Here is a 20,015-nt window from a genome sequence, read left to right on the forward strand (position 1 = left end):
ACTCTCAGTCCATGGCTTGGTGGAGCGATCATGTGCTTCCGCGGCTCGTAGACCGTTCGCTGTCGACGGGACCCGTGATGAAAGAACGTCAGCGTGCCTGCGAACGCCTCGACGGCCGGGTCCTGGAGATCGGCTTCGGCTCGGGGCTGAACGTCGGCCTGTACCCCGATTCGGTCACCTCGATCTCAGCGGTCGAACCATCTGATCTCGCCTGGCAGTTGTCGACCGAGCGGCGGACCTCGTCGCGTGTGCCAATCGTGAGGTCTGGGCTCGACGGGCAGGCGCTCGCCGAGTCGGACGAGTCGTTCGACGCCGTCCTGACAACGTTCACGCTGTGCACGATCCCTGATGTCGCGCTCGCGCTCCGGGAGGCGCACCGGGTGCTGCGGCCAGGTGGAGCCGTGGTCTTCCTCGAGCATGGCCTCGCGCCGGCCAAGGGAGTCGCCAGGGCGCAGCGACGATGGGAGCCGGTTCAGAAGCAGCTGGCGGGCGGCTGTCACCTGACGCGGGACGTGCCCGAGCTGCTGCGTGTGGCCGGGTTCGAGGTGACCGAGCTGGATCAGCACTACCTGCCCGGCCCGGCGATGCTGCGCCCGTGGGCGTTCATCTCGTCGGGACGGGCTGCTCGTCGCTGATCAGCCCGCCGACGTCAGCGGCTCTCCAGCGCCTCGGTGAGCAGGGCGACGAGCGCCTCGAGCTGGATGTCGGCAGACGACGAGACCTCTTCGTCAGAACCGTCGAGCGCACGGGCGGCGAGGCCGGCCTTGCTGTCGATGAGCTCGGCGATCTTGCCGTCGATCGTCTGCGCCGCGATGATGCGCCACGCGGTGACGGGCTCTTCCTGACCGATGCGGTGCACGCGGTCGATCGCCTGGGTCTGCTCGGCGTCGGTCCACGACAGCTCGGCGAGCACGACGTTGGAGGCGACCTGCAGGTTGAGGCCGACACCCGCGGCGGTCAGTGAGCAGACCACGATCTCGACGTCTTCGTCGTTCGTGAATCCGTCGATCGCGGCCTGGCGGGCCTTGGCGCTCTGGTCGCCCCGGATCGAGGTGAACTTGATCCCGCGCTTCGCGAAGGTCTCTTCGGCGACGTCCATGACGTCGATGTGCTTGGCGAAGTAGACGACCTTGCCGACGTTGCGCGACAGCTGGGCGGCGTAGTCGGCCGCGAGCCCGGCCTTGGCCTGACCGATGCGGCGCATCATCGTGAAGACGTTCTCGCCGGTCTTCTCGTTGTCGGTGTCCTCGCGCTCCCACGTGGCGACGCGGCGGACCAGGTCGTGGTCGATGCCGTCGACGACGACACCGGCCGAACGGGTCTCGAGTGCCGAGTCGTAGCGGGCGACGAGTCGGCGAGCCAGCTCGCGCTCGGAGTCGCGGATCGAGCGTCCGATCGCGTCGTCGAGCTCGACGGGCAGGTCGGCGATGCGGCGGGCCGGGATGTCGGCGGCGACGTCGACCTTGCGGCGACGCACGATGCCCATGCTGATGACGCTGGTGCGGGCGGCTGAGTAGAAGCCGTGGTCGGCGGGGGACAGGCCCGTCGCCTCGAGCTTCTCCATGAGCTCGGCCAGGGGCTTCTTGTCGTCGATCCAGCCCAGGAACTGCCAGATCGCCCGGAAGTCTTCGATGTCGTTGATCAGAGGTGTGCCGGTCAGCGCCATGAGCAGCGGTCGGGCGGTGCGGTTGCGGATGCGCTCGGACAGCTCGAGGGCGTGCTGCGAACGCTGCGATGACTTGTTCTTGATGAAGTGCGCCTCGTCGACGACCATGCCGCGGAAGCCGAAGTCGCCCAGCCAGCCGACGTGCCGGTCGAGCACCTCGTAGTTGACGACGACGATGTCGGCGAAGCCGTCGATCGAGTCGCCGTCGCCGTGGATCACGGTGGCCTTGCGGCTGGGAGTCCACAGATCGGCCTCACGCGCCCAGTTGGTCTTGACGACGTTGGGCACGACGACCAGCAACGGGTAGGCATCGGCGGCGTGGGCTGCGAGGAGGGCTTGTGCGGTCTTGCCGAGACCGGGCTCGTCGGCGAGCAGGAACGTGCGGTGGCCTTCAGCGGCTGCTGCCACGACCTGGGCCTGGTGGGGCATGAGCTCCAGGCCGCCGGGGGTCATCAGGAAGCCGGGCTCAGGCAGCGGCATGCACGAGGACGATCCGCCGTACTCGAAGGCGCGGAACAGGGGGCCCAACAGCTCCCAGGTCGACAGGCGCTTGGGGCTGTCGGCGCGCTGGGTGACTGCGGAGAAGTCGGGGGCGAGGAACGGGTTGGCGAGCTGGCGGGAGATGACCGACTGGGGAACGACGCGGCGCTCGGCGGCAGCGGGTGTCACGTCGTCGTCGGCGGCCTTGGTCGTGGTGGCCTGCTCGATGCCAGCGGCCTGGAGCATCTCGGTGCGCAGGGTGTCGGCGGCGTCGGTGAAGACCGCGTTCTCGTCGAGGAGGGGGTAGACCGTGGGGTCGAGGGCGACGGTCTGGGCCAGGATCGTGGCGACACCGTCGAGGCGCTTGAGCTGTTCGGCGCGCTGCGGTTCGGAGATGTCTTTCTGGTTCTTGACGCGGGTGCGCTCTTCACGCACGAGCAGGGCGACGACCTGGAACTTGGTGCGGCCGGCAGCGGTCAACGGGCCACGCTGTGCCTTGGCCTCGACCTCGCGCACGGCGCGCGCGAGCACCCGGATGATGTCGCCCTTTTCGAGCGGTCGGGCAGCACGTTGCTGGCGGGGTGCCGTGCGTGTGTTGCCGGTCTGCCGCTGGCCTCGTCGAGCCAAGAGATCCTCCTGTTGGAGTGTCGGGCGGGTGCCCGACAATCTGCCGACGCCGTTCCCGCTGGTGGACCTGGGTGACAGGCACAGCTACGGCGGACGGTTGACCTGCGGCGAACTGATCTCAGGATCAGATGTCGCGTCACGGCCCTGGGCAGTCGATGTCGCTCGGTGAGCGACGCTGCAAGGTTCGGCGTCGCCACCATGGTACCCCCGCAGGGGTCATCTTGCCTGCGAAGCCCCCGGTTTCGGGCGTCGAAACGCGCCACGGGTCATCCTCCGACGGGTCCTGCACGTCGCCCTGCGCTGCGGGTCGTGACCTGTTCGACGACCCGGGTCGGCGCGAGCCACACGGCGAAGAGGGTCGTGATCGGCACTGCGAGCACGAGCCCGATCGCGCCCACCAGTGTGCGGACGATCTCTTGGCCGATCTCCTCGGTCGTCGCGATGTCGGCGAGCCCGCGCTGGTAGGCCGAGGCGAGCAGCAGGATCGTCATGGCCGATCCGGCGTAGGCGAAGACCAACGTGTAGACGCTCGACGCGATGTGGTCGCGGCCGATCCGCATCGCCGAGGCGAACAGCTCGGCGCCGCGTGCGGCCGGCTTGAGGGCCCGCATCTCCCAGACCGCGCTGGCCTGGGTGACCGTCACGTCGTTGAGGACGCCGAGGCCGGCGATGACCATGGTTCCGGCGACGATGCCCGACAACGAGACGTTGGGGACGGTCGCGAGCAGTCGCTGGTCGTCTTCTGAGCCGATGCCGGTCAGCGGGTCCAGTCGGTGGCCACGACACCGATGAGTGCCGTGATCGCGATGCCGACCAGGGTGCCGAACAGCGCCGAGGTCGTCCGGATCGAGACGCCGTGCGCGAGGTAGAGCACGATCAGCATGATGACCGTGGAGCCGACGACGGCGACCGCGAGCGGATTCTCACCCGCGAGAAAGGCCGGCAGCATGAACTTGGTCAGCGCGAGCAGGGTGACTCCGATGCCGACGATCGCGAACAGCCCCCGCCACCTGGCGATCGCGATGACGAGCACGCCGAAGATCAGCGCCAGCGCGGTCAGGGGCATGCCTCGCTTGAAGTCGAGGAACTCGTAGGAGGCCTCCTGGCCTTGCGGCTCGATGCGGATCAACCGGATCTTGTCGCCAGGCTCGATGCCGGCCTTGTAGCGGGAGGCGTCGAGGCTGAACGTGCCGCTTCCACCGTCCACGTCCGCGGTGACCTTGGCGCAGTCTCCGGCGATCTCGATGCTGCCGTCGGGTCCAGCGCCGCCGCTGTGGCAGTTGAACGGGCTGACCTTCGTGACGGTCGCATCGACGGTGCTGACCCCGTCGGCGCCATAGGGGTTCTGGCCGCGCGGCACGGCATCGCTGTCGGGCCACAGGGCGATCATCGCGGCCAGCGCGGCTGCGGCGATCGTCAGCACGACGATCGTCAACGTGATGGCCAGCTGTCGCCGGGGCGGACCGGGGTCGACTGTGGAGTGCGAGTGCGAATGCGAATGTGCCACGATGAAAGGGTGCCAGAGCAGGACGACAGCAACGACACGGAGCATCTGCCCGGCGCCATGAGCGGCGCGACACGGGTCGGGCGAACTGTGAGGCGGCCGAGCGGTCCGTGGACTCCAGCAGTCCACGGCTGTCGACCTATCTCCGTGCTCAGGGCCTGGGGGCGATCCCGACCGTGCACGGCATGAGCGAGGACGGTCGCGAGGTCCTGAGTACGTCGAGGGCCGCGGTGTGCCGATCGATGCGGAGGTGGTGCTCGACTCCGTCCTGGAGGAGGCAGTCACCTGGCTGCGCGACTTCCACGACATCGTCGACGGCTTCCGGCCGGAGGGCGCCCGGACGTGGCGCACCGGCGAGGCGGTGCTCGACGACAGCCAGATCATCTGCCACAACGACCCTGGCGCGTACAACTGGATCATCCAGAGCGGGCACTTCGTCGCGATGATCGACTGGGACCTGGCCGGGCCGGGCCGCCCGATCGACGACCTGGCGTTCTTGGCCTGGACGGCGATTCCGTTGTATCGCGAGATTCCTCTCGACGATGTCGTCCGGCGTCTCGACATCTTGGTCGAGGCCTATGGGGAGTGGGGCCCGATGACGGTCCTCGACGCGGTTGTCCAACGGATGTCGATGGCCGCTGACCGGATCGAGGCGGGGCAGGCTCGCGGCGACCAGGGCTTCTTGAACCTCGCCAAGGTCGGCGAGCCGCAGCGCACCCGTGATCGGGTCGAGGCGTTCCGGGCCAGGATCCCGGCGATTGATGCTGCGCTGTGACCTGGTCGGTCGGACAGCGCCGGATCATCGTCTGACGAGCTGCGGACGTCCGAACGTCGTCCGGGTGCCGTCGGAGTGCAGCACCGAGTCGGGTGCACGACCGATCACACCGGGCAGACCAGCCGCCGACACGAGAGTGTCGTCGAGCTCCGTCAGTTCCGCGCGGCGCAGCGGCCACGGCTCGTGGTGGTTCGGGATCCACAGGGTGTGACCCAGCCACCTGGTGTGCAGCCCGAACCTGGCGGTGACGAACTCTTCGACGGGGTCGGGCCGTTGGACGGCCGCCCCCAGGCGCGCTCGGATGGTTCCGCCGGCGTGGAGCGGGCCGGGCCACCGACGCCGGGACGAGTACTCGATCTCGTCGCCGTCGTGCCGGATGCGCATCCGCGCCCACATGTAGGGCGTGGCGAAGGCCGCACGCGCGCCCAGTGCCACCATGAGGCGCGATGTCTCGAGCGACCGGAACACGACGCCATGACGGCCCTGCGGATCGACGGAGTAGAGGCGCACGTTGGTCTCGGCGAAGTCGCCCAAGAACGGCACGGCGGGTCCGCGTCCAAAGCTGGCCTGATTCATCTCGAACGGGATCAGACCGACATACGTGACACCGTCCACGACGTCCGGGCGGGCCAGGGCTGGCAGGAGCGGGGCCACGAGGTCGGGGTCGACAGCCCAGTGGATGAAGGTGATCCGGTTCCACTCCTGGCGCATGATGCGGAGGCCGTCAACCGGGGGTGCGAGCGGCTCGAAGGGCACGTCTCCAGTCTCGACGGTGTGCGACGAATGCGCTGGGTGAGTCAGTGCCGAACGAGTCACGTGCCGAGGGGACAGGTGTCGATGCAGATGCGCTGTGACCCAGATCACCCCTAGGGTGTCGGGATGGACTCAGCTCTGACGACGGTCGGTCTCCCACTGGCGCTCGGCATCATCATGTTCGGCCTCGGTCTTTCGCTGACGGTCGACGACTTCCGCCGGGTCCGGCAGCACCCGCGAGCGGTGTTCATCGCTCTGGCCTGCCAGCTGTTGCTGCTGCCGCTGGTGTGCTTCGGCCTGGTGCTGCTGCTCGACCTTCCACCGCTGCTGGGCATCGGCATGCTGCTGCTGGCAGCGTCGCCCGGAGGCACCAGCGCCAACCTGTTCAGCCACCTCTTCCATGGCGACGTCGCGCTCAACGTGACCTTGACGGCGATCAACTCGATCATCGCGATCTTCTCGCTGCCGATCATCACCAATCTCGCGATCGCCTACTACGACCGCGAGGACTCGGTGTCGTTGCAGTTCACGAAGGTCGTCGAGGTCTTCGCCGTCGTGCTCGTGCCGGTGGTGCTCGGCATGTTCGTCCGGTCGGCCCGTCCCGGTTTCGCAGCCCGCGCCGACAAGCCCGTGCGGATCGGCTCAGCCGTCATCCTGGCCGTCCTGGTGATCGGCATCGGCGTCGACCAGCGCGACAAGATCGGCGAGTACATCGGTGACGTCGGACTCGCGACGGGTCTGTTCTGCGCGATCAGCCTGGTCGTCGGCTACGTCGTGCCGAAGGCGCTGGGGGGTCACGGAGTCGCAGGCGATCGCGTCGTCCATGGAGATCGGCGTGCACAATGCGACGCTCGCGATCTACATCGCGGTCGAGGTGCTCGACACGACGGAGATCTCGATCCCGGCAGCGGTCTACTCGATCTTCATGTTCGCCTTCGCCGGACTGTGGGGGTACGTGCTGTCACGACGCACCGTCAACGCCAGCACCAGCAGCACCCCGGCCTAGCCACTCATCGGTCTGCTCGTTGCGGAACGTCCCGGTCGGGTCGAGCCGGTCGGCGAGGCCACCGAACTCGCGCAGCCGCGGATAGGCCTCCTGCAGCCGCCCGGGTTCGGTCACGAAGAGCTTGCCCCAGTGGGGTCGTGCCGCGTAGGGCGCGAGTGCGTCGTCGAGCGAGGGCAGGAATGTTGTTACCGCCGGGACGTCTCGTCGCCACGTGAAGTGCAGCGCGACGCAGTCGGTGGTGTGGCTGGGGCTCAGCCACAGCGAGTCGGCCGCAACAGTGCGGATCTCCGACACCAGCAGCAGGGGACGAATGCTGGTGGCGAGTCCGCGCACGGCGGCGATGGCCTCGGCCGCGTGCGCGCGCGGGACGAGGTACTCGGTCTGCAGCTCGTCGCCGTTGCTCGGGGTGAAGGCGAGCTGGAAGTGCGGCAGCCGGTCCCACCACGGTCCCTGGACGCCCAGCTGCCTGGTCGTGGCGCCGGGGTCGATACCGGGCAGCGGATGCAGCCTCGGCGGTCGCCGGAGCTGCGCCGGAAGAGCTCGCTGCGGATTCCGGCGCGCGACTTGAGCCACACCGACGTGATGTCGTCGCCCCAGTCGGTGAACATGCTGACGCTGTAGGCGCTCGCGGTGATCTCGTCGAAGTGCTCGATGACGTCGGCCCAGGGCAGGTGCTCGAAGACGTCCTGGCGGACGTCGAAGGTCGGCTGGACGTCGAGCGTCACGTAGGTGACGATGCCGAGGGCTCCGAGCGAGACGACCATGGCGTCGAAGTCGTCGTCACCGCGCGCGATGTCGAGCAGCTCGCCGGCGGCCGTCACGAGCTGGAGGCCTGCGACGGCGGAGGCGAGGCTGCCGTTGCGGTCACCCGAACCGTGGGTGCCGGTGGCCACGGCCCCCGCCACCGAGATGTGCGGCAGTGACGCGAGGTTGTGCAACGCCCAACCAGCCCGGTCGAGGCGTTCGACGAGCTCGCCGTGACGTTGACCGGCCGGGACAGTCACCGTCTGAGCCTGCTCGTCGAGGTCGAAGCGGTCGGGCAGCCCCGACACGTCGACATGCACGCCACGCGTGTCGGCGATCGCGTTGAACGAGTGCCGGCTGCCGATCGCCCGGGCCTGCTGGGCGGCAACGACGAGGTCCTGCAAGTGCTCGACGCTGGTCGGCCGGTGCACGTGCGTTGCTCGATACGTCAGATTTCCAGCCCAGTTGGTGTCGCTCACCCGTTCAGTGTGCGCCTCGGGAGGTCATCACGACAGTACGTACGTTGACGCATCCGGGATGACGTCCCGGGCTGGGTCACACCTCGATCCGACGGGTGAGGTCGAGGTCGTCGAGGAACCGCTCGTCATGGCTGACGACGAGCAACGCCCCTTTGAACGACCTCAGGGCCTCGACCAGGTGACGCACGCTCGGCAGGTCGAGGTTGTTGGTGGGCTCGTCGAGCACGAGCAGCTGGGGCGCGGGCTCAGCCAGCAGCAGGCAGGCCAGCGTCCGCGCAGCCGCTCGCCGCCCGACAACGTCGAGGCGGCTTGATCGGCGGCCCGACCCCGGAACAAGAACCTGGCCAACCGCGAACGGCGCTCGGTCTCCGAGCTGTCCGGCGCGCTGAGGGCGATGTTCTCGGCGACGGTCAGCGACTCGTCGAGCACGTCGATGCGTTGGGGCAGGTAGCGGAACGGCACCGCGACGTGCACCGAGCCGTCGAGCGGGGCGGCTCGCCGATGATCGTGCGCAGTGCCGATGTCTTGCCGGTCCCGTTGGCGCCGGTCAGCGCGATCCGTTCAGGGCCTCGGATGTCGAGGTCGAGGGTCACGCTGCCGTGAGGTGGGCGCAGGCACACCGCCGACAGCACCGAGCGCGATGGCGGCACCGCGGTGGCAGGCAGGTCGATGCGGATCTCGGCGTCGTCGCGCAGCCGTGCCTCGGCCTCGTCGAGCTGGCTCGTGGCGGTTGCGAGCCGGTCCTGGTGAACTCCGGTGACCCGGCCAGCGGTCTCCTGGGCGGCGCGCTTGCGGGCACCGGCCAAGATCTTCGGGAGGCTGTCGGCCTGTTGGCGACCTTGCCGGGCGCTGCGTGCCAGCTTGGTCTGCGCCTCCGCGAGCTCCCGCTTCTGCGCACGGACATCCGCCTCGGCGGCTCGGACCGTTCGCTCGGCGACCTCCTGCTCGGCGGCAATGGCCGCCTCGTAGTCGTCGTACCCGCCGCCGTACCAGCTACGGTGTGCGGACTGTGCGGCTGAGCCTGTCGCAGCTCGCCGATGTCGTCCATGACGTTCAGCAGCTCGCGGTCGTGGCTGACCACGACCAACGTGCCGCGCCACGACCCGATGACGTCGATCAGCCGGCGGCGGGCCGCCAGGTCGAGGTTGTTGGTCGGCTCGTCGAGCAGCAGCACCGACGGCCTGTGCAGCAGCAACGCCGTCAGGCTCAGCAGCACCAGCTCGCCCCCGGACACGCTGTCGACCGTCCGGTCCAGCGTGACGTGGTCGAGCCCCAGACGGCCAAGCTCGGCCGTCGTGCGTTCGGCGATGTCCCAGTCGTCCCCGATCAGGTCGAGTCTTCTGGCCGGACGTCGCCGGACTCCATGCGAGCCAGCGCCGCGAGCGTGCCGGCGACGCCGAGCAGCTCGGCCACCGTGCGGGTGGGGTCGCTGCCGGGATCCTGCGGCAGGTAGGCCAGGGTGCCGTCGACCAGGATCGCCCCGGCCTCAGGGGTCAGTGCTCCGGCGAGGAGCCGCAGCAGGGTCGACTTGCCGCAGCCGTTGCGTCCCACGAAGCCGTGACGGCCGGGACCGATCGACAGGTCGAGGCCCTCGAAGACCGTCGTCCCGTCGGGCCAGGAGAAGTGGAGATCGTTGACAGATATCGAAGTGCGCATGTGCGCTCCCATGAGGTCAGAAGGATCGCGCGCATCGTCGTCATCGACTGGTGCGGGCGGAGAATGACCTCAGAGCTTCAACGGACTGGTGACCTCGTTCTCGGGGATGGGTACCTGCCCATCATACGATCAGCAGCATGACGATTTTCTTCGACTCGGCAGAAGATGCCGACGAGCTGGTCGCCGCGCTGCGATCCGAAGGATTTACGACCTCGCTGGAGCGCGAGGGATTCGCCGGTGAGGACGACTCCGAGGACCGGGCCTGGGTGCTGCACGTCGAACCGTTCGACGACCGGGTCGTCGCGATGGTCGACGTGTACGGCGGCTGGCTGCCCGGCGACGAACGCCTCGCCCCGACGCCGCTCGACCTGCCAGCAGCGCCGAAGCGGATCAAGCGCTCAGACGGCTAGCGATTCCTTCAGGAACGCGACCTGCAAGAGCTCGAGGTTCTCGGCGACGACCTCCTGCGGGGTCATGTGGGTGACCCCCGACAGCGGCAGCACGGTGTGCGCCCGGCCAGCTGCGAGCAGCGCCGACGAGAGCCGCAAGGTGTGCGCCGCGACGACGTTGTCATCGGCCAGGCCGTGGATCAGCATCAGCGGCCGCTCGAGCCCCGGTGCCAGCGGGATCAACGAGTTGGCGTCGTAGACCTCGGGGCTCGTGCGGGGATCGCCCAGGTAGCGCTCGGTGTAGCAGGTGTCGTACAGCCGCCACTCGGTCACCGGCGCCCCGGCCACCGCCGCATGGAACACGTCAGGGCGCTTGAGCACCGCCAGCGCCGAGAGGTAGCCGCCGTACGACCAGCCCGTGATGCCGACCCGGGAGGTGTCGACGTCGTGGGGGAACGCCGCGGCGACGGTCTGCAGTGCCGTGACCTGGTCGTCGAGGGTCACCCCTGCGAAGTCGTCCTTGATCGCACGTTCCCAGGCATGACCGCGCCCCGGGGTGCCGCGACCGTCGGCGACGACGACGCAGAATCCCTGGTCGGCCAGCCACTGCGCCTCGAGGAACGCCCGAGCTGACGAGAGCACCCGCTGGGCGTGCGGACCCCCGTAGGGATCCATCAGCACCGGGAGGCGGTGTGATCCTGGCTGGTGATCGCGCGGGAACAGCACCGCGGTGCGGATCAGGTGCTCGCCGGCGGCGAGGAGGTGGATCGTCGGCTCGTGCGGTGCCGGCTCGGCGACGACCCGGATCTCGGACGTCTCCCCATTCTCGGGATGAACCGTCACGGTGGTGCCGACGCGCTCGAGACCCGAGCGGACGATCACGGTCGTCGGCCCGCCGATGACAGCGCCATGGACGGCCTGTCCTTCGGTGATCGGGGTGACGGTGCCGTCGAAGCCGAACCGGACGACCTGCACGTCGGTCGGCTCGGCCGACGCCGTCGCGATGACGCAGTCGGCGAACGTCTCGACGATGCCGCGGACCTGCCAGCCGTCGGGGGTCACGGGGGAGCCGTCGACGACGACCCGGCGCCATCCGGACACGTCCTCGACCGTGACGAGCTGCCCGCCCGGCCCGTGCTGCGGCGCTGACGCAGAGCTCGACCCACGCGTCGTCCTCCAGCTCGCGCACCGAGCTCGTCGCGCCCGAACCGAGGTCGACGCTCAGCACCTGCGACGTCCTCTGGTCGCGGCTCAGCACCTGCAGAAGGGGCTCGCCGTGACGTGACCAGCTGACCCGGCCGAGGTACTCGTACGCCTCACGGTCCCAGGTGATCTCGGTGCGGCTGCCGTCGAGACCGACGTGCCACAGCGACACGACGCTGTTGGGGGTGCCGGCGGCCGGATAGCGCTGCGCGACCGGGACCCGGTCGGGGTTCTCCGGATCGGCGACGTGCCAGGTCTGGACCGGCGCGTCGTCGAAGCGCTCGACCAGGAGCGACTGCCCGTCGGGCGCCCACCAGAAGCCGCGGAAGCGGTCCATCTCCTCGGCGGCGATGAACTCGGCCTGGCCCCAGACCGCGGTGTCGGACTCGGGCGAGACCAGTGCGCGCTCGTCCTGGCCGCTGGTGCTGATGACCCGCAACGCGCCGTCCGAGGCATAGGCGATGAGCCGTCCGGTCGGGTCGAGCCGCGGATCGATCACGGCCCCGACGCTCGGCAGTGCCGTGACGGCCTTGGCACCCAGGTGGACGGCCCACAGCTGGCCCGACAGGGCGAAGCACGCCCAGCGACCCGTGTCATCGACGTCGTACGCGACGACACCGGCAGCGGACTCGCGGCTGCGCTCGCGTCGCGCGCGTTCGGCCGCCGACAGCTGTTCGCCGTCGTCGCCAAGCAGGGCCGCCGGATCGACCAGGATGGACTCGGTGCCTGTGGCGACGTCGAGCTCCCACAGCTGTCCCGTGCGGGTGACGCCGTCAGGGGTGCGGACGAAGCGGACCGTCCGGCCGTCGGGCGACACCGTGATGTTGCGCGGAATGCCGAGGGTGAAGCGAAGCGTGCGGGCGGCCAGACGGGGATACGACACGGTCATGGTCCGATCCGATCATCCGGCGCACAATCGGCCCATCGGCAGGCGCTACTGGTCCCGTCCGCGCTCCGCCTGCCCCTTCTCCTCGCCGACTGCCTTGAACACCGTGACGAGGCCCATGACGACCACGGCGACGACGCCGATCGGCAGCATCGAGTAGGCCCAGCCCTCGCTGAGCACGTCCTGGTCGACCAGCACCAGGACGACGAACACGGCGATCGTCAGCGCGCTGAGGGCGGCCATCGTCTCCACCACAGGCCGCGTGCCGCACCGAGCTTGTACTTCATGGGCGGGTTCGCCCACGGATGCCTCATGCTGCCGGTCCACTCGTCGCTGTTGCGCGTCATGACGAGACCTCCACTGCTGAGAAGATGCTCTCCTTCGAGCGTACTCCCGTTTGTCCGGTGAGCGCTGGTCCGACCACCAGTTCCCGTTCCGGCGGCGGGGGCGGCCAGTAGCCTTGACCCATGCCCCTCGCCGATCGACGGATCCTGCTTGTCCATGCCCACCCCGACGACGAGTCGATCAACAACGGCGTGACGATGGCCCGCTACGTCGCCGAAGGCGCGCACGTGACCCTCGTGACCTGCACACTCGGCGAGATCGGCGAAGTGCTCGTGCCCGAGCTCGCCTACCTCGCCGCCGATCAGGACGATCAGCTCGGCCAGCACCGGCAGACCGAGCTCGCCGAGGCGATGGCCGAGCTCGGCGTCACCGACCACCGTCTGCTGGGCGGTGCTGGACGGTTCCGCGACTCCGGCATGAAGTGGGACGAGAACGGTCATGCGACCGCCGCGGACGAGATCCACGACAACGCCTTCTGGCACGCCGACCTCACCGAGTCAGCATCAGCACTCGTCGAGATCATCCGTGAGGTCCGCCCTCAGGTGCTCGTGACGTACGACGAGTTCGGCAACTACGGTCACCCCGACCACATCCAGGCCCACCGCGTCGCGCACTACGCCGCCGACCTGGCCGCCGCACGGTCGTTCCGTCCTGACCTCGGTGAAGCCTGGGACGTCAGCAAGATCTACTGGGTCGCCATGTCGGCGTCCCGGTTCCGTGAGGGCCTGAAGGCGCTGCGCGACGCCGGAGACACCACGACGTTCGAAGGCATGGACGCCGACAACCTGCCTCCGTTCGCGATCGAGGACGAGTACCTCGACGCTCTCATCGAGGGGCCCGAGCACGTTCCGGCCAAGCTGGCTGCCATGAAGGCGCACCGCACCCAGATCACCGAGGACGGTGCCTTCTTCGCCGGGGGGATGGACATGGCCGCCGTGGTGTGGGGCCAGGAGTTCTACCGTCTGATCAAGGGACCCGCGGCCCCGTCGGCGCCAGCGGCTACGAAGAAGACCTGTTCGCCGGTCTCTCTAGCACCCAGGATCTGGCTCATGAGACGCATGCTCGTGGCGGTGCTCGGGCTGTACGTGTGCCTGCTCGGCGCCGTCACCCACCGCCAGGTGGTCGTCGCCGGTGACGTGACGTGGCCGTGGGGCTGGTGCTGGCCGTCGCCGTGACCTACGTCGTCGCGGTGGCCGCCGAGCTGCTCGCCAGGACCGGAAGTGCCTGCTTCGCGCTTGGCTGGGCCGGCGGTCTGCTCGCATTGCAGTGGTCTCCGGGCGGCAGCTATCTGATCGCCTCGGACTGGCTCGGCTGGGTGTTCACCGGCGTTTCGCTGGGGGGCATCGTCCTGGCCATGGTGCGTCCTCCTAGGCTGGGCCAATGACGCAAACGGTCGACCAGAGTGCTTTTCGTGGAGCTCTTGGCCGTTTTGCCAGCGGTGTGACCGTGGCGACGACGGTCTTGGACGGGGTCGACCATGCCATGACCGCCAGTGCGTTCACGGCCGTCTCGCTCGACCCGCCGCTCGTGCTGCTGTGCTCGCACAAGACGAGCCGGTTCCACGACGCGGTGCTCGACAGCAAGATCTGGGGCATCTCGATCCTGGCCGAGGAGGGGATGGCCGCCTCGGCGTGGTTCGCGCACAAGGGACGGCCACTGGAGTCGCAGTTCGAGGGCATCGCCCACCACCGTGCAGAGTCGGGCGTCGTGCTGATGGATCAGTCATTGGCCTGGCTGGAGTGCACGACCGAGACCGTGGTCGATGCGGGCGATCACACCGTGCTGATCGGGGCGGTGACCGGCGCGGGAGTACGTGACGATCTCGACGACCCGCTGCTGTACTACCGCTCGCACTACGGCACGATCGTGCGGCGGCCTGACTCGGAGAAGACCGTCTACGAGGGGGGCGCATGACCGACACACCGCCGCATGGCACCGGGCCGCATGACGAGCCCGACGACGAGACGAACGACCCGGGGCCCGACGAGGCCGTCGAGGTCGAGAGGCACCTCGTCGAGGAGTCCGACGCTCGACCTCGGCGACGAGATGACGTCCCGCGACCAGCCGGACGAGCCGGAGCCCGAGTCGTCGTGGAGCCGGAGCCAGAGCCAGACCCCGAGCCCGAGCAGGAGCCGGAAGCCATCGTCGTCCCGGCTGCGGCCTTTGCCGACGACGAGCCTGTCGACCCAGCACCAGAACCAGACCCAGAACCAGAACCAGAATTCGAACCTGAGGAGCCTGCCCCCGTGGCGAAGAAGTCCAAGAGCCGTGGGGGGCGCAAGGGACGCAAGATCCTGCTCGGAGCCGTCGTGGTCGTCGGTGCGGCGTATGCCGCCGGCTACTACCTGACCGGCACCCGCCTTCCGGCCAATGCCACGATCGGCGGTGTCGACGTCAGCGGCAAGAGCCCCGCAGCCGCGAGGACGGCACTCGAGAGCGCCCTCGAGCCGGGCACAGGCCGGTCCATCGAGCTGACGAGTGGCAAGACGGTGTTCGAGATCAAGCCCAAGAACGTCGGGCTGGTGCTCGACGCGCAGGCCTCAGTCGATCGAGCAGGCGGTCAGCGCAGCTGGGATCCGCGCGACATGGCGGCCCTCTTCTTCGGCGAGCAGGAGAACGACCTGGCGTTCGACGTCGACGACGCGAAGCTGCAGAGCGCGATCACGACGATCAGCGAGAGCGTCGATAAGGATGTCGTCGAGGCGCAGATCACCTTCAAGGGCAGCGAGCCGGTGACCCGGCAGCCGAAGGCCGGACGCGTCGTCTCCAAGTCCGACACCCGCAAGGCGATCCTGTCGTCCTATCTCGTCAGCGACAAGCCCATCAAGGTGCCGACGGTCGACGTCGAGCCTGCGGTCGACGCCGATGGCCTGGCCGAGGCGGTCAAGACACTGGCCGCACCGGCGGTCAGCGGTCCGGGTCCGGGTCGTCGTGGGCGACAAGGAGGTCTCGCTCCCGGTCTCGGCATATGCGCCAGCGCTGTCGGTGCGGGTCGAGGGCGGGCTCATGAAGCTGCACCTCGATGCCAGAAGCTCGCCAGAGCCGTTGACCGACTCCACGACCGGCATCGGCAAGAAGGCCGTCGACGCGACGGTCAAGATCGAGAACAACAAGCCGGTCGTCGTTCCGGGCAAGGAAGGCGTGGGCCTGCAGCCCAAGGAGATGGCGACCTTGCTGCTCCCGGCGCTGACCCGCCAGGGCACCGAGCGTGCGATCGAGGTCGAGGCGAAGGTCGTCGAGCCCGACTTCACGACCGACGACGCCAAGGCGCTGAAGATCCGCGAGAAGGTCGGTGAGTTCACGACCGAGTTCCCGTACGCCGAGTACCGCAACATCAACCAGGGCCGGGCGGCCGAGCTCATCAACGGCACGATCATCAAGCCCGGTGGGACGTTCAGCTTCAACGACATCGTCGGTGAACGTACTGTCGCCAACGGCTTCACGACCGGCACCGTCATCAACGGCGGCGTGTTCCGCGAAGAGCTCGGTGGCGGCGTGTCGCAGGTGGCTACCACGATGTACAACGCCGGATTCTTCGGCGGCATGGAGGACGTTGAGCACCATCCGCACGCCTTCTACATCAACCGCTACCCCAAGGGTCGCGAGGCGACGGTCTACTTCGGCAGCCTCGACCTGCGGTGGAAGAACCCCACGGAGTATGGCGTCCTGGTGCGCTCGTACGTCGAGAAGAGCACCCCGTCCTCGCCGGGCAAGATGCACGTCGAGCTGTGGAGCACCAAGGTCTACGACAAGATCACGGCAGGCTCGTCGGGGGAGCGCAACGGACGTGCGCCGGGCAAGCAGTACGACGACACGCCCGCGTGTGTCCCGCAGGCACCTATCAACGGCTTCGACATCGACATCTACCGGACGTTCTACAAGGACGGCAAGAAGGTCAAGACCGAGACCGACACGGCCAACTACCAGGCAGCCGATCACGTCATCTGCGGCAAGAAGCCCAAGCCCAAGTCCGACGACTGACCCCCCTCCCTCCCCGCTGAGGAGGTACTTACCGCCCCATGACGAGGTAGTTGTTGCCCTCCGGGGAGGGCGGTAACCACCTCCTCACGGGGCGACAACCACCTCGTCAGCGTTAGACGGCGATGTTGAGGGAGAGCGCGTAGCCCTCGTCGACCGAGCCGGTGGCCTTGGCCATCTGGAGCGAGTAGCCATCGCTGAAGACCATGTCGCTGTCGAGCGAGGTCTGAGCCATGTTCTGCACGCTCGACTCGTAGCCCGACGTCGCGTAGACCGTGTTGCAGACGTCCTCAGGATCGCGGCCGCGACGTGCGCAGCTTGTTGGTCGCTGTCGTTGCCGACTTCTCGTCGGAGTAGACCTCGAAGTGCATGTGCGGCCAACGGCCCGAGTAGGCCGCCGGGAAGATCGTCGTGAACGACAAGCTTCCCGTCCGCGTCGGCAACCTGCACGCCACGCAAGTAGTTCTCCTCCTTGATCTCGCCGTCGTACAGCGAGTACCGGCCCGACTGGTCGCAGTGCCACAGGTAGACCGCTGCGCCCGCGAGCGGGGCGACCTGGTCGCCGTTCATGTCGATGATCGTGAGGGAGACCGTCGTCGGCACACCCGCGGCGACTCCGCTGGCCCCGCCGAAGCGTCGTGATGTCCTGACGGACGATGCCGCTCTCGGTCAGGACGTTGACGCCGTTGGTGCCGTCGGCGGGATAGGGGCCGCCCCGTCTCCTCGGGAATCTCGCCGTCCGCGACGTCAGAGGCGCCGGAGCCGCCGGTGCTGCCGGACTGAGACGGGGTTCCGCCAGCTGTCTTCGTGGCGCCGGAGGAGTCGCTGCCACCACCGCACGCTGCGAGGGCTGCTGCGAGGCCGGCGGCGCTGAGCAGGCCGAGGGCCCGACGCCGGTTGAGGACCGTCGGCAGGTCGTGGGACAGGCCGAGATCGTGCTCGTGCACGCTGTCTGCGTCGTGATCGTGGTGGCTCATGCGTACCACGCTACGAGCCGAGGCTGATCGCGCACCAGGTCACTGCTGTGCGGATCCTGTGTCCTGCAGGTAGACGTAGTCGTGGTGGTCGGCAAACCCGTACGGCTCGTACAGCGCCAGCGCCGCCGTGTTGCTGCGCATCGTCTGCAGGTACGCCTTGTCGGCGCCGTGCTCGACCGCCCAGGCCAGCGAGGTCTCGACGATGCGGCGCGCCAGACCATGGCGGCGGTGCTCGGGGTGTACCTCGACCGCTGAGAGGCCCGCCCACTGATCTGTCACCACGACCCGTCCGATCGCAACGGCCGGCGTGCCGATCGACACGAACCGCACCAGGTCGGGGCCTTCCAGCACGGCCCTGGCCGAGGGGACGTCGTCGACACGTCCGTAGTTGGCCAGCCAGTCGTCGTCGGCGACGCTTGCGACGCGCGCGGCCGGATCTGCCTGGTACGACTGACGCAGATCGGCGACCTGGACGACCGCCCCACCGTGATAACCCTCGAGCGCGGTCCAGCCAGCGGCGCGGAACGTCGAGTCCTGATCGGATCCGACGACGACCTGCACGAGGGCGGGCATGGCTCGCTGGCGGTAGAAGTCGCGCACGTCCGTGAGGGCCTCGTCGAAGGGAACGCCGGGGGAGCCGACGGCCGCGACCGAGTTGGCGCGACCCGTGAACCGTCCGGCGGCACGCAGCTCCCAGTCACCGAGCGGCACGGACTCAATCGCAGGCCAGCCGCGCGACGTGATGCGGGTCAGCTGCTCGGCGCTGACCGAACGGGCACGCTGGCGTCTTGGAGCGGGCTCCGGGACGGGCTTCCACGTCACGACGGTCTGCAGCTCCACGGTCCGGCAGTCGCCGTCTCGTCGCAGGATCGTGACCGTGGCGTCGTCGACGGACTGCACGTGCCCGATCACGTCGGTCATCTCGGGTCCGCCGCTCGGGCCGACACGCCCTGTCTCGTGCCGCACGACGATGCGAGAACCGAGCGCGACACCCTCTAGAGTCATGACCAAGACTTCCATGTCGTTTAGGCAGACCTGACCTCCGGTACCGCCGTCGCAGACGAGATACTGGAGTCAGGTTCGCCGAAGGAGAAAACCCGTGACGTACGTGATCGCCCAGCCATGTGTCGACCTCAAGGACCGGGCGTGTGTCGATGAGTGTCCTGTGGACTGCATCTACGAGGGCAACCGGATGCTCTACATCCATCCCGACGAGTGTGTCGACTGTGGTGCCTGCGAGCCGGTCTGCCCGGTCGAGGCGATCTTCTACGAAGATGACACGCCGCCGGAGTGGAAGGACTACTACGACGCCAACGTCAACTTCTTCGACGACCTCGGCTCGCCCGGTGGTGCCGCCAAGCTCGGCGTCATCGACAAGGACCACCCGATGATCTCGGCACTTCCTCCGCAGAACCAGGAGTAGGCCCCTTCATGGGACGCAAGGTCTCGGCACTGTTTCCTGAGTTCCCCTGGGACACGCTGGCTGAAGCCAAGCAGCGTGCCGCCGAGTATCCGGCCGGGATCGTGGACCTCTCGATCGGCACGCCGGTCGACCCGACCCCGCAGGTGGCAAGCGATGCCCTGATCGCGGCGGCCGACTCGCCGGGCTATCCGACGGTCTACGGCCCTGAGTCGTTGCGGCAGTCGGTCGTCGACTGGATGCAGCGACGTTTCGGCGTGACGGGTCTGAGCGCCTCGCAGGTCTTGCCGACGATCGGGTCGAGGAGCCCATCGCCAACCTGCCGGCCCAGCTGGGTCTCGGACCGGACGACCTGGTCGTCTTCCCCGAGCTGGCCTACCCGACCTACGAGGTGGGCGCGAAGTTCGCCGGGTGCGAGATCCTGGCCGCAGACTCGACGGTCGCGATCGGTCCAAGAAACCCAAGCCTGATCTTCATCAACTCCCCGGCCAATCCGCACGGCAAGATCTTGGGCCCCGACCATCTGCGCAAGATGGTCGAGTTCGCCCGCGAACGCGGTGCGCTGCTCGTCTCGGACGAGTGCTACCTCGAGTTCTCGTCGGGAGGACGAGCCCTACTCGATCCTGCACCCCGACATCTGCGGCGGCAGCTTCGACGGCCTTCTGGCCGTCCAGTCGTTGTCGAAGCGGTCGAACCTGGCCGGCTACCGCGATGCCTTCGTCGCCGGAGATCAGTCGGTGATCTCCGAGCTGCTCGCAGTGCGCAAGCACATGGGCTTCATGCTCCCTGCGCCGGTGCAGCACGCGATGGCTGCGGCGCTGGCCGATGATGCTCATGTCGATGAGCAGCGCGAACGCTACTCAGCGCGCCGGGCGAGCCTGCGTGCCGCCCTGGAAGGGGCGGGCTTCCGCGTCGATCACTCTGAGGGCGCGCTCTATCTCTGGGCCACGCGAGGCGAGCCGTGCCGCGACACCGTCGCCTGGCTGGCTGAGCGAGGCATCCTCGTGGCGCCGGGGCGAGTTCTACGGGACGGCTGGTGCCCAGCATGTGCGGGTGGCGTTCACCGCGACCGACGAACGCATCGCCGCAGCTGTCGAACGTCTCTCCTGAACTGCGGGGCCGCGCGG

The 20,015-nt window shown here is 68.4% G+C and carries 27 protein-coding genes and 5 pseudogenes; 12 read left to right on the forward strand and 20 right to left on the reverse strand.

The genetic code is table 11. From position 1 onward, the window contains the following. Nucleotides 1–77 precede the first annotated feature (77 nt). On the forward strand, nucleotides 78–635 hold the full coding sequence (locus ACHMWU_RS13090) for a class I SAM-dependent methyltransferase (protein ID WP_396044285.1): 558 nt from the start codon (nucleotides 78–80) through the stop codon (nucleotides 633–635). A gap of 14 nt (nucleotides 636–649) precedes the next feature. Here the strand turns inward: ACHMWU_RS13090 and ACHMWU_RS13095 are convergent, their stop codons facing one another. The 3 genes from ACHMWU_RS13095 to ACHMWU_RS13105 all read right to left on the reverse strand — a co-directional run bounded on the left by ACHMWU_RS13095 (nucleotide 650) and on the right by ACHMWU_RS13105 (nucleotide 4,280). After that, the gene (locus ACHMWU_RS13095) at nucleotides 650–2,773 is read right to left on the reverse strand and encodes a DEAD/DEAH box helicase (RefSeq protein ID WP_396044287.1); all 2,124 of its coding nucleotides are present in this window, start codon (nucleotides 2,771–2,773) and stop codon (nucleotides 650–652) included. A 266-nt stretch (nucleotides 2,774–3,039) separates the two neighbouring features. Beyond that, complete coding sequence (locus tag ACHMWU_RS13100) at nucleotides 3,040–3,474, reverse strand: YibE/F family protein (RefSeq protein ID WP_396044289.1); 435 nt, start codon at nucleotides 3,472–3,474, stop codon at nucleotides 3,040–3,042. A 56-nt stretch (nucleotides 3,475–3,530) separates the two neighbouring features. Continuing rightward, nucleotides 3,531–4,280 carry a YibE/F family protein gene (locus ACHMWU_RS13105; protein WP_396044292.1) on the reverse strand — a complete coding sequence of 250 codons (750 nt, stop codon included), beginning with the start codon at nucleotides 4,278–4,280 and terminating at the stop codon, nucleotides 3,531–3,533. A 229-nt stretch (nucleotides 4,281–4,509) separates the two neighbouring features. Between ACHMWU_RS13105 and ACHMWU_RS13110 the strand changes: the two genes are divergently transcribed. Further along, the gene (locus ACHMWU_RS13110; protein ID WP_396044294.1) at nucleotides 4,510–5,052 is read left to right on the forward strand and encodes a phosphotransferase family protein; all 543 of its coding nucleotides are present in this window, start codon (nucleotides 4,510–4,512) and stop codon (nucleotides 5,050–5,052) included. A 24-nt stretch (nucleotides 5,053–5,076) separates the two neighbouring features. Here the strand turns inward: ACHMWU_RS13110 and ACHMWU_RS13115 are convergent, their stop codons facing one another. Further along, the gene (locus tag ACHMWU_RS13115) at nucleotides 5,077–5,808 is read right to left on the reverse strand and encodes a YqjF family protein (RefSeq protein WP_396044296.1); all 732 of its coding nucleotides are present in this window, start codon (nucleotides 5,806–5,808) and stop codon (nucleotides 5,077–5,079) included. Between the two features lie 174 nt (nucleotides 5,809–5,982). Here ACHMWU_RS13115 and ACHMWU_RS13120 point away from each other — a divergent pair. After that, a pseudogene (locus ACHMWU_RS13120) lies at nucleotides 5,983–6,513 on the forward strand (bile acid:sodium symporter family protein); the annotation flags it as partial. Nucleotides 6,514–6,766: 253 nt separating this feature from the next. On the opposite strand, the gene ACHMWU_RS13125 reads toward ACHMWU_RS13120, so the two are convergent. From ACHMWU_RS13125 to ACHMWU_RS13155, 7 genes and pseudogenes are all read right to left on the reverse strand, one after another. After that, on the reverse strand, nucleotides 6,767–7,144 hold the full coding sequence (locus ACHMWU_RS13125; protein ID WP_396044298.1) for a D-arabinono-1,4-lactone oxidase: 378 nt from the start codon (nucleotides 7,142–7,144) through the stop codon (nucleotides 6,767–6,769). Beyond that, nucleotides 7,063–8,034 carry an FAD-binding protein gene (locus tag ACHMWU_RS13130; protein WP_396044300.1) on the reverse strand — a complete coding sequence of 324 codons (972 nt, stop codon included), beginning with the start codon at nucleotides 8,032–8,034 and terminating at the stop codon, nucleotides 7,063–7,065. The genes ACHMWU_RS13125 and ACHMWU_RS13130 overlap by 82 nt, the downstream gene beginning before the upstream one ends. 76 nt (nucleotides 8,035–8,110) lie before the next feature. Next, on the reverse strand, nucleotides 8,111–8,260 hold the full coding sequence (locus ACHMWU_RS13135; RefSeq protein WP_396044302.1) for a hypothetical protein: 150 nt from the start codon (nucleotides 8,258–8,260) through the stop codon (nucleotides 8,111–8,113). Next, the gene (locus ACHMWU_RS13140) at nucleotides 8,197–8,496 is read right to left on the reverse strand and encodes a hypothetical protein (RefSeq protein ID WP_396046998.1); all 300 of its coding nucleotides are present in this window, start codon (nucleotides 8,494–8,496) and stop codon (nucleotides 8,197–8,199) included. Before ACHMWU_RS13140 ends, ACHMWU_RS13135 begins: the two co-directional genes overlap by 64 nt. Continuing rightward, a complete protein-coding gene (locus tag ACHMWU_RS13145; RefSeq protein ID WP_396044304.1) occupies nucleotides 8,445–9,134 on the reverse strand; it encodes a hypothetical protein in 690 nt (229 codons plus the stop codon). The genes ACHMWU_RS13140 and ACHMWU_RS13145 overlap by 52 nt, the downstream gene beginning before the upstream one ends. A gap of 14 nt (nucleotides 9,135–9,148) precedes the next feature. Next, nucleotides 9,149–9,364 (reverse strand): annotated as a pseudogene (locus ACHMWU_RS13150) (ATP-binding cassette domain-containing protein); the annotation flags it as partial. Continuing rightward, nucleotides 9,361–9,690, reverse strand: coding sequence for an ATP-binding cassette domain-containing protein (locus tag ACHMWU_RS13155; RefSeq protein WP_396044306.1), 330 nt, complete (start codon nucleotides 9,688–9,690; stop codon nucleotides 9,361–9,363). The pseudogene ACHMWU_RS13150 and the gene ACHMWU_RS13155, both read right to left, overlap by 4 nt. 137 nt (nucleotides 9,691–9,827) lie before the next feature. Here ACHMWU_RS13155 and ACHMWU_RS13160 point away from each other — a divergent pair, with 137 nt between their 5' ends. Next, nucleotides 9,828–10,100: a hypothetical protein gene (locus tag ACHMWU_RS13160; protein WP_396044308.1), complete on the forward strand. Its 273-nt coding sequence runs from the start codon at nucleotides 9,828–9,830 to the stop codon at nucleotides 10,098–10,100. Here the strand turns inward: ACHMWU_RS13160 and ACHMWU_RS13165 are convergent. Further along, entirely contained in the window at nucleotides 10,089–11,180 is a 1,092-nt protein-coding gene (locus ACHMWU_RS13165; protein ID WP_396044311.1) for a S9 family peptidase, read from the reverse strand. The genes ACHMWU_RS13160 and ACHMWU_RS13165 overlap by 12 nt on opposite strands. Before the next feature lie 10 nt (nucleotides 11,181–11,190). Between ACHMWU_RS13165 and ACHMWU_RS13170 the strand changes: the two genes are divergently transcribed. Next, the gene (locus tag ACHMWU_RS13170; protein ID WP_396044313.1) at nucleotides 11,191–11,364 is read left to right on the forward strand and encodes a hypothetical protein; all 174 of its coding nucleotides are present in this window, start codon (nucleotides 11,191–11,193) and stop codon (nucleotides 11,362–11,364) included. On the opposite strand, the pseudogene ACHMWU_RS13175 reads toward ACHMWU_RS13170, so the two are convergent. The 3 genes and pseudogenes from ACHMWU_RS13175 to ACHMWU_RS13185 all read right to left on the reverse strand — a co-directional run. Continuing rightward, a pseudogene (locus ACHMWU_RS13175) lies at nucleotides 11,293–12,171 on the reverse strand (DPP IV N-terminal domain-containing protein); the annotation flags it as partial. The gene ACHMWU_RS13170 and the pseudogene ACHMWU_RS13175 sit on opposite strands and share 72 nt — an antisense overlap. A gap of 45 nt (nucleotides 12,172–12,216) precedes the next feature. Continuing rightward, the gene (locus tag ACHMWU_RS13180; protein ID WP_396044315.1) at nucleotides 12,217–12,411 is read right to left on the reverse strand and encodes a hypothetical protein; all 195 of its coding nucleotides are present in this window, start codon (nucleotides 12,409–12,411) and stop codon (nucleotides 12,217–12,219) included. Then, nucleotides 12,390–12,515 carry a hypothetical protein gene (locus ACHMWU_RS13185; protein ID WP_396044318.1) on the reverse strand — a complete coding sequence of 42 codons (126 nt, stop codon included), beginning with the start codon at nucleotides 12,513–12,515 and terminating at the stop codon, nucleotides 12,390–12,392. Before ACHMWU_RS13185 ends, ACHMWU_RS13180 begins: the two co-directional genes overlap by 22 nt. A gap of 120 nt (nucleotides 12,516–12,635) precedes the next feature. Between ACHMWU_RS13185 and mshB the strand changes: the two genes are divergently transcribed. From mshB to ACHMWU_RS13210, 5 genes are read left to right on the forward strand one after another with little or no spacing between them, the layout of a single operon-like run. Beyond that, nucleotides 12,636–13,688, forward strand: a complete 1,053-nt coding sequence (mshB, locus tag ACHMWU_RS13190; RefSeq protein WP_396044321.1) for an N-acetyl-1-D-myo-inositol-2-amino-2-deoxy-alpha-D-glucopyranoside deacetylase — start codon at nucleotides 12,636–12,638, stop codon at nucleotides 13,686–13,688. Beyond that, nucleotides 13,661–13,897: a hypothetical protein gene (locus tag ACHMWU_RS13195; protein WP_396044324.1), complete on the forward strand. Its 237-nt coding sequence runs from the start codon at nucleotides 13,661–13,663 to the stop codon at nucleotides 13,895–13,897. Before mshB ends, ACHMWU_RS13195 begins: the two co-directional genes overlap by 28 nt. Further along, nucleotides 13,894–14,427 (forward strand): flavin reductase family protein, encoded by a 534-nt coding sequence (locus ACHMWU_RS13200; RefSeq protein WP_396044326.1) that lies wholly within the window; start codon nucleotides 13,894–13,896, stop codon nucleotides 14,425–14,427. Before ACHMWU_RS13195 ends, ACHMWU_RS13200 begins: the two co-directional genes overlap by 4 nt. Further along, nucleotides 14,424–15,809 (forward strand): peptidoglycan binding domain-containing protein, encoded by a 1,386-nt coding sequence (locus tag ACHMWU_RS13205; protein ID WP_396044329.1) that lies wholly within the window; start codon nucleotides 14,424–14,426, stop codon nucleotides 15,807–15,809. The genes ACHMWU_RS13200 and ACHMWU_RS13205 overlap by 4 nt, the downstream gene beginning before the upstream one ends. Before the next feature lie 37 nt (nucleotides 15,810–15,846). Continuing rightward, nucleotides 15,847–16,494, forward strand: a complete 648-nt coding sequence (locus ACHMWU_RS13210; RefSeq protein ID WP_396046730.1) for a VanW family protein — start codon at nucleotides 15,847–15,849, stop codon at nucleotides 16,492–16,494. 112 nt (nucleotides 16,495–16,606) lie between these two features. Here the strand turns inward: ACHMWU_RS13210 and ACHMWU_RS13215 are convergent, their stop codons facing one another. The 5 genes and pseudogenes from ACHMWU_RS13215 to ACHMWU_RS13235 form a co-directional block, all read right to left on the reverse strand. After that, nucleotides 16,607–16,735 carry a hypothetical protein gene (locus ACHMWU_RS13215; protein ID WP_396047000.1) on the reverse strand — a complete coding sequence of 43 codons (129 nt, stop codon included), beginning with the start codon at nucleotides 16,733–16,735 and terminating at the stop codon, nucleotides 16,607–16,609. Between the two features lie 46 nt (nucleotides 16,736–16,781). Beyond that, nucleotides 16,782–16,913 carry a hypothetical protein gene (locus tag ACHMWU_RS13220; RefSeq protein ID WP_396047002.1) on the reverse strand — a complete coding sequence of 44 codons (132 nt, stop codon included), beginning with the start codon at nucleotides 16,911–16,913 and terminating at the stop codon, nucleotides 16,782–16,784. Nucleotides 16,914–16,935: 22 nt separating this feature from the next. Next, a pseudogene (locus tag ACHMWU_RS13225) lies at nucleotides 16,936–17,061 on the reverse strand (3,4-dioxygenase subunit beta); the annotation flags it as partial. Beyond that, complete coding sequence (locus ACHMWU_RS13230; RefSeq protein ID WP_396044331.1) at nucleotides 17,058–17,468, reverse strand: hypothetical protein; 411 nt, start codon at nucleotides 17,466–17,468, stop codon at nucleotides 17,058–17,060. The gene ACHMWU_RS13230 and the pseudogene ACHMWU_RS13225, both read right to left, overlap by 4 nt. Nucleotides 17,469–17,507: 39 nt before the next feature. After that, complete coding sequence (locus ACHMWU_RS13235) at nucleotides 17,508–18,488, reverse strand: GNAT family N-acetyltransferase (RefSeq protein WP_396044334.1); 981 nt, start codon at nucleotides 18,486–18,488, stop codon at nucleotides 17,508–17,510. A 79-nt stretch (nucleotides 18,489–18,567) separates the two neighbouring features. Here ACHMWU_RS13235 and fdxA point away from each other — a divergent pair, with 79 nt between their 5' ends. Together fdxA and dapC are read left to right on the forward strand one after the other, a co-directional pair. Continuing rightward, complete coding sequence (fdxA, locus tag ACHMWU_RS13240) at nucleotides 18,568–18,891, forward strand: ferredoxin (protein WP_396044336.1); 324 nt, start codon at nucleotides 18,568–18,570, stop codon at nucleotides 18,889–18,891. A gap of 8 nt (nucleotides 18,892–18,899) precedes the next feature. After that, nucleotides 18,900–19,998, forward strand: a pseudogene (gene dapC, locus ACHMWU_RS13245) (succinyldiaminopimelate transaminase). Nucleotides 19,999–20,015: the final 17 nt, after the last annotated feature.

The organism is Aeromicrobium sp. UC242_57, assembly GCF_044452305.1.
In the GTDB taxonomy this organism is placed as follows: Bacteria; Actinomycetota; Actinomycetes; order Propionibacteriales; family Nocardioidaceae; genus Aeromicrobium.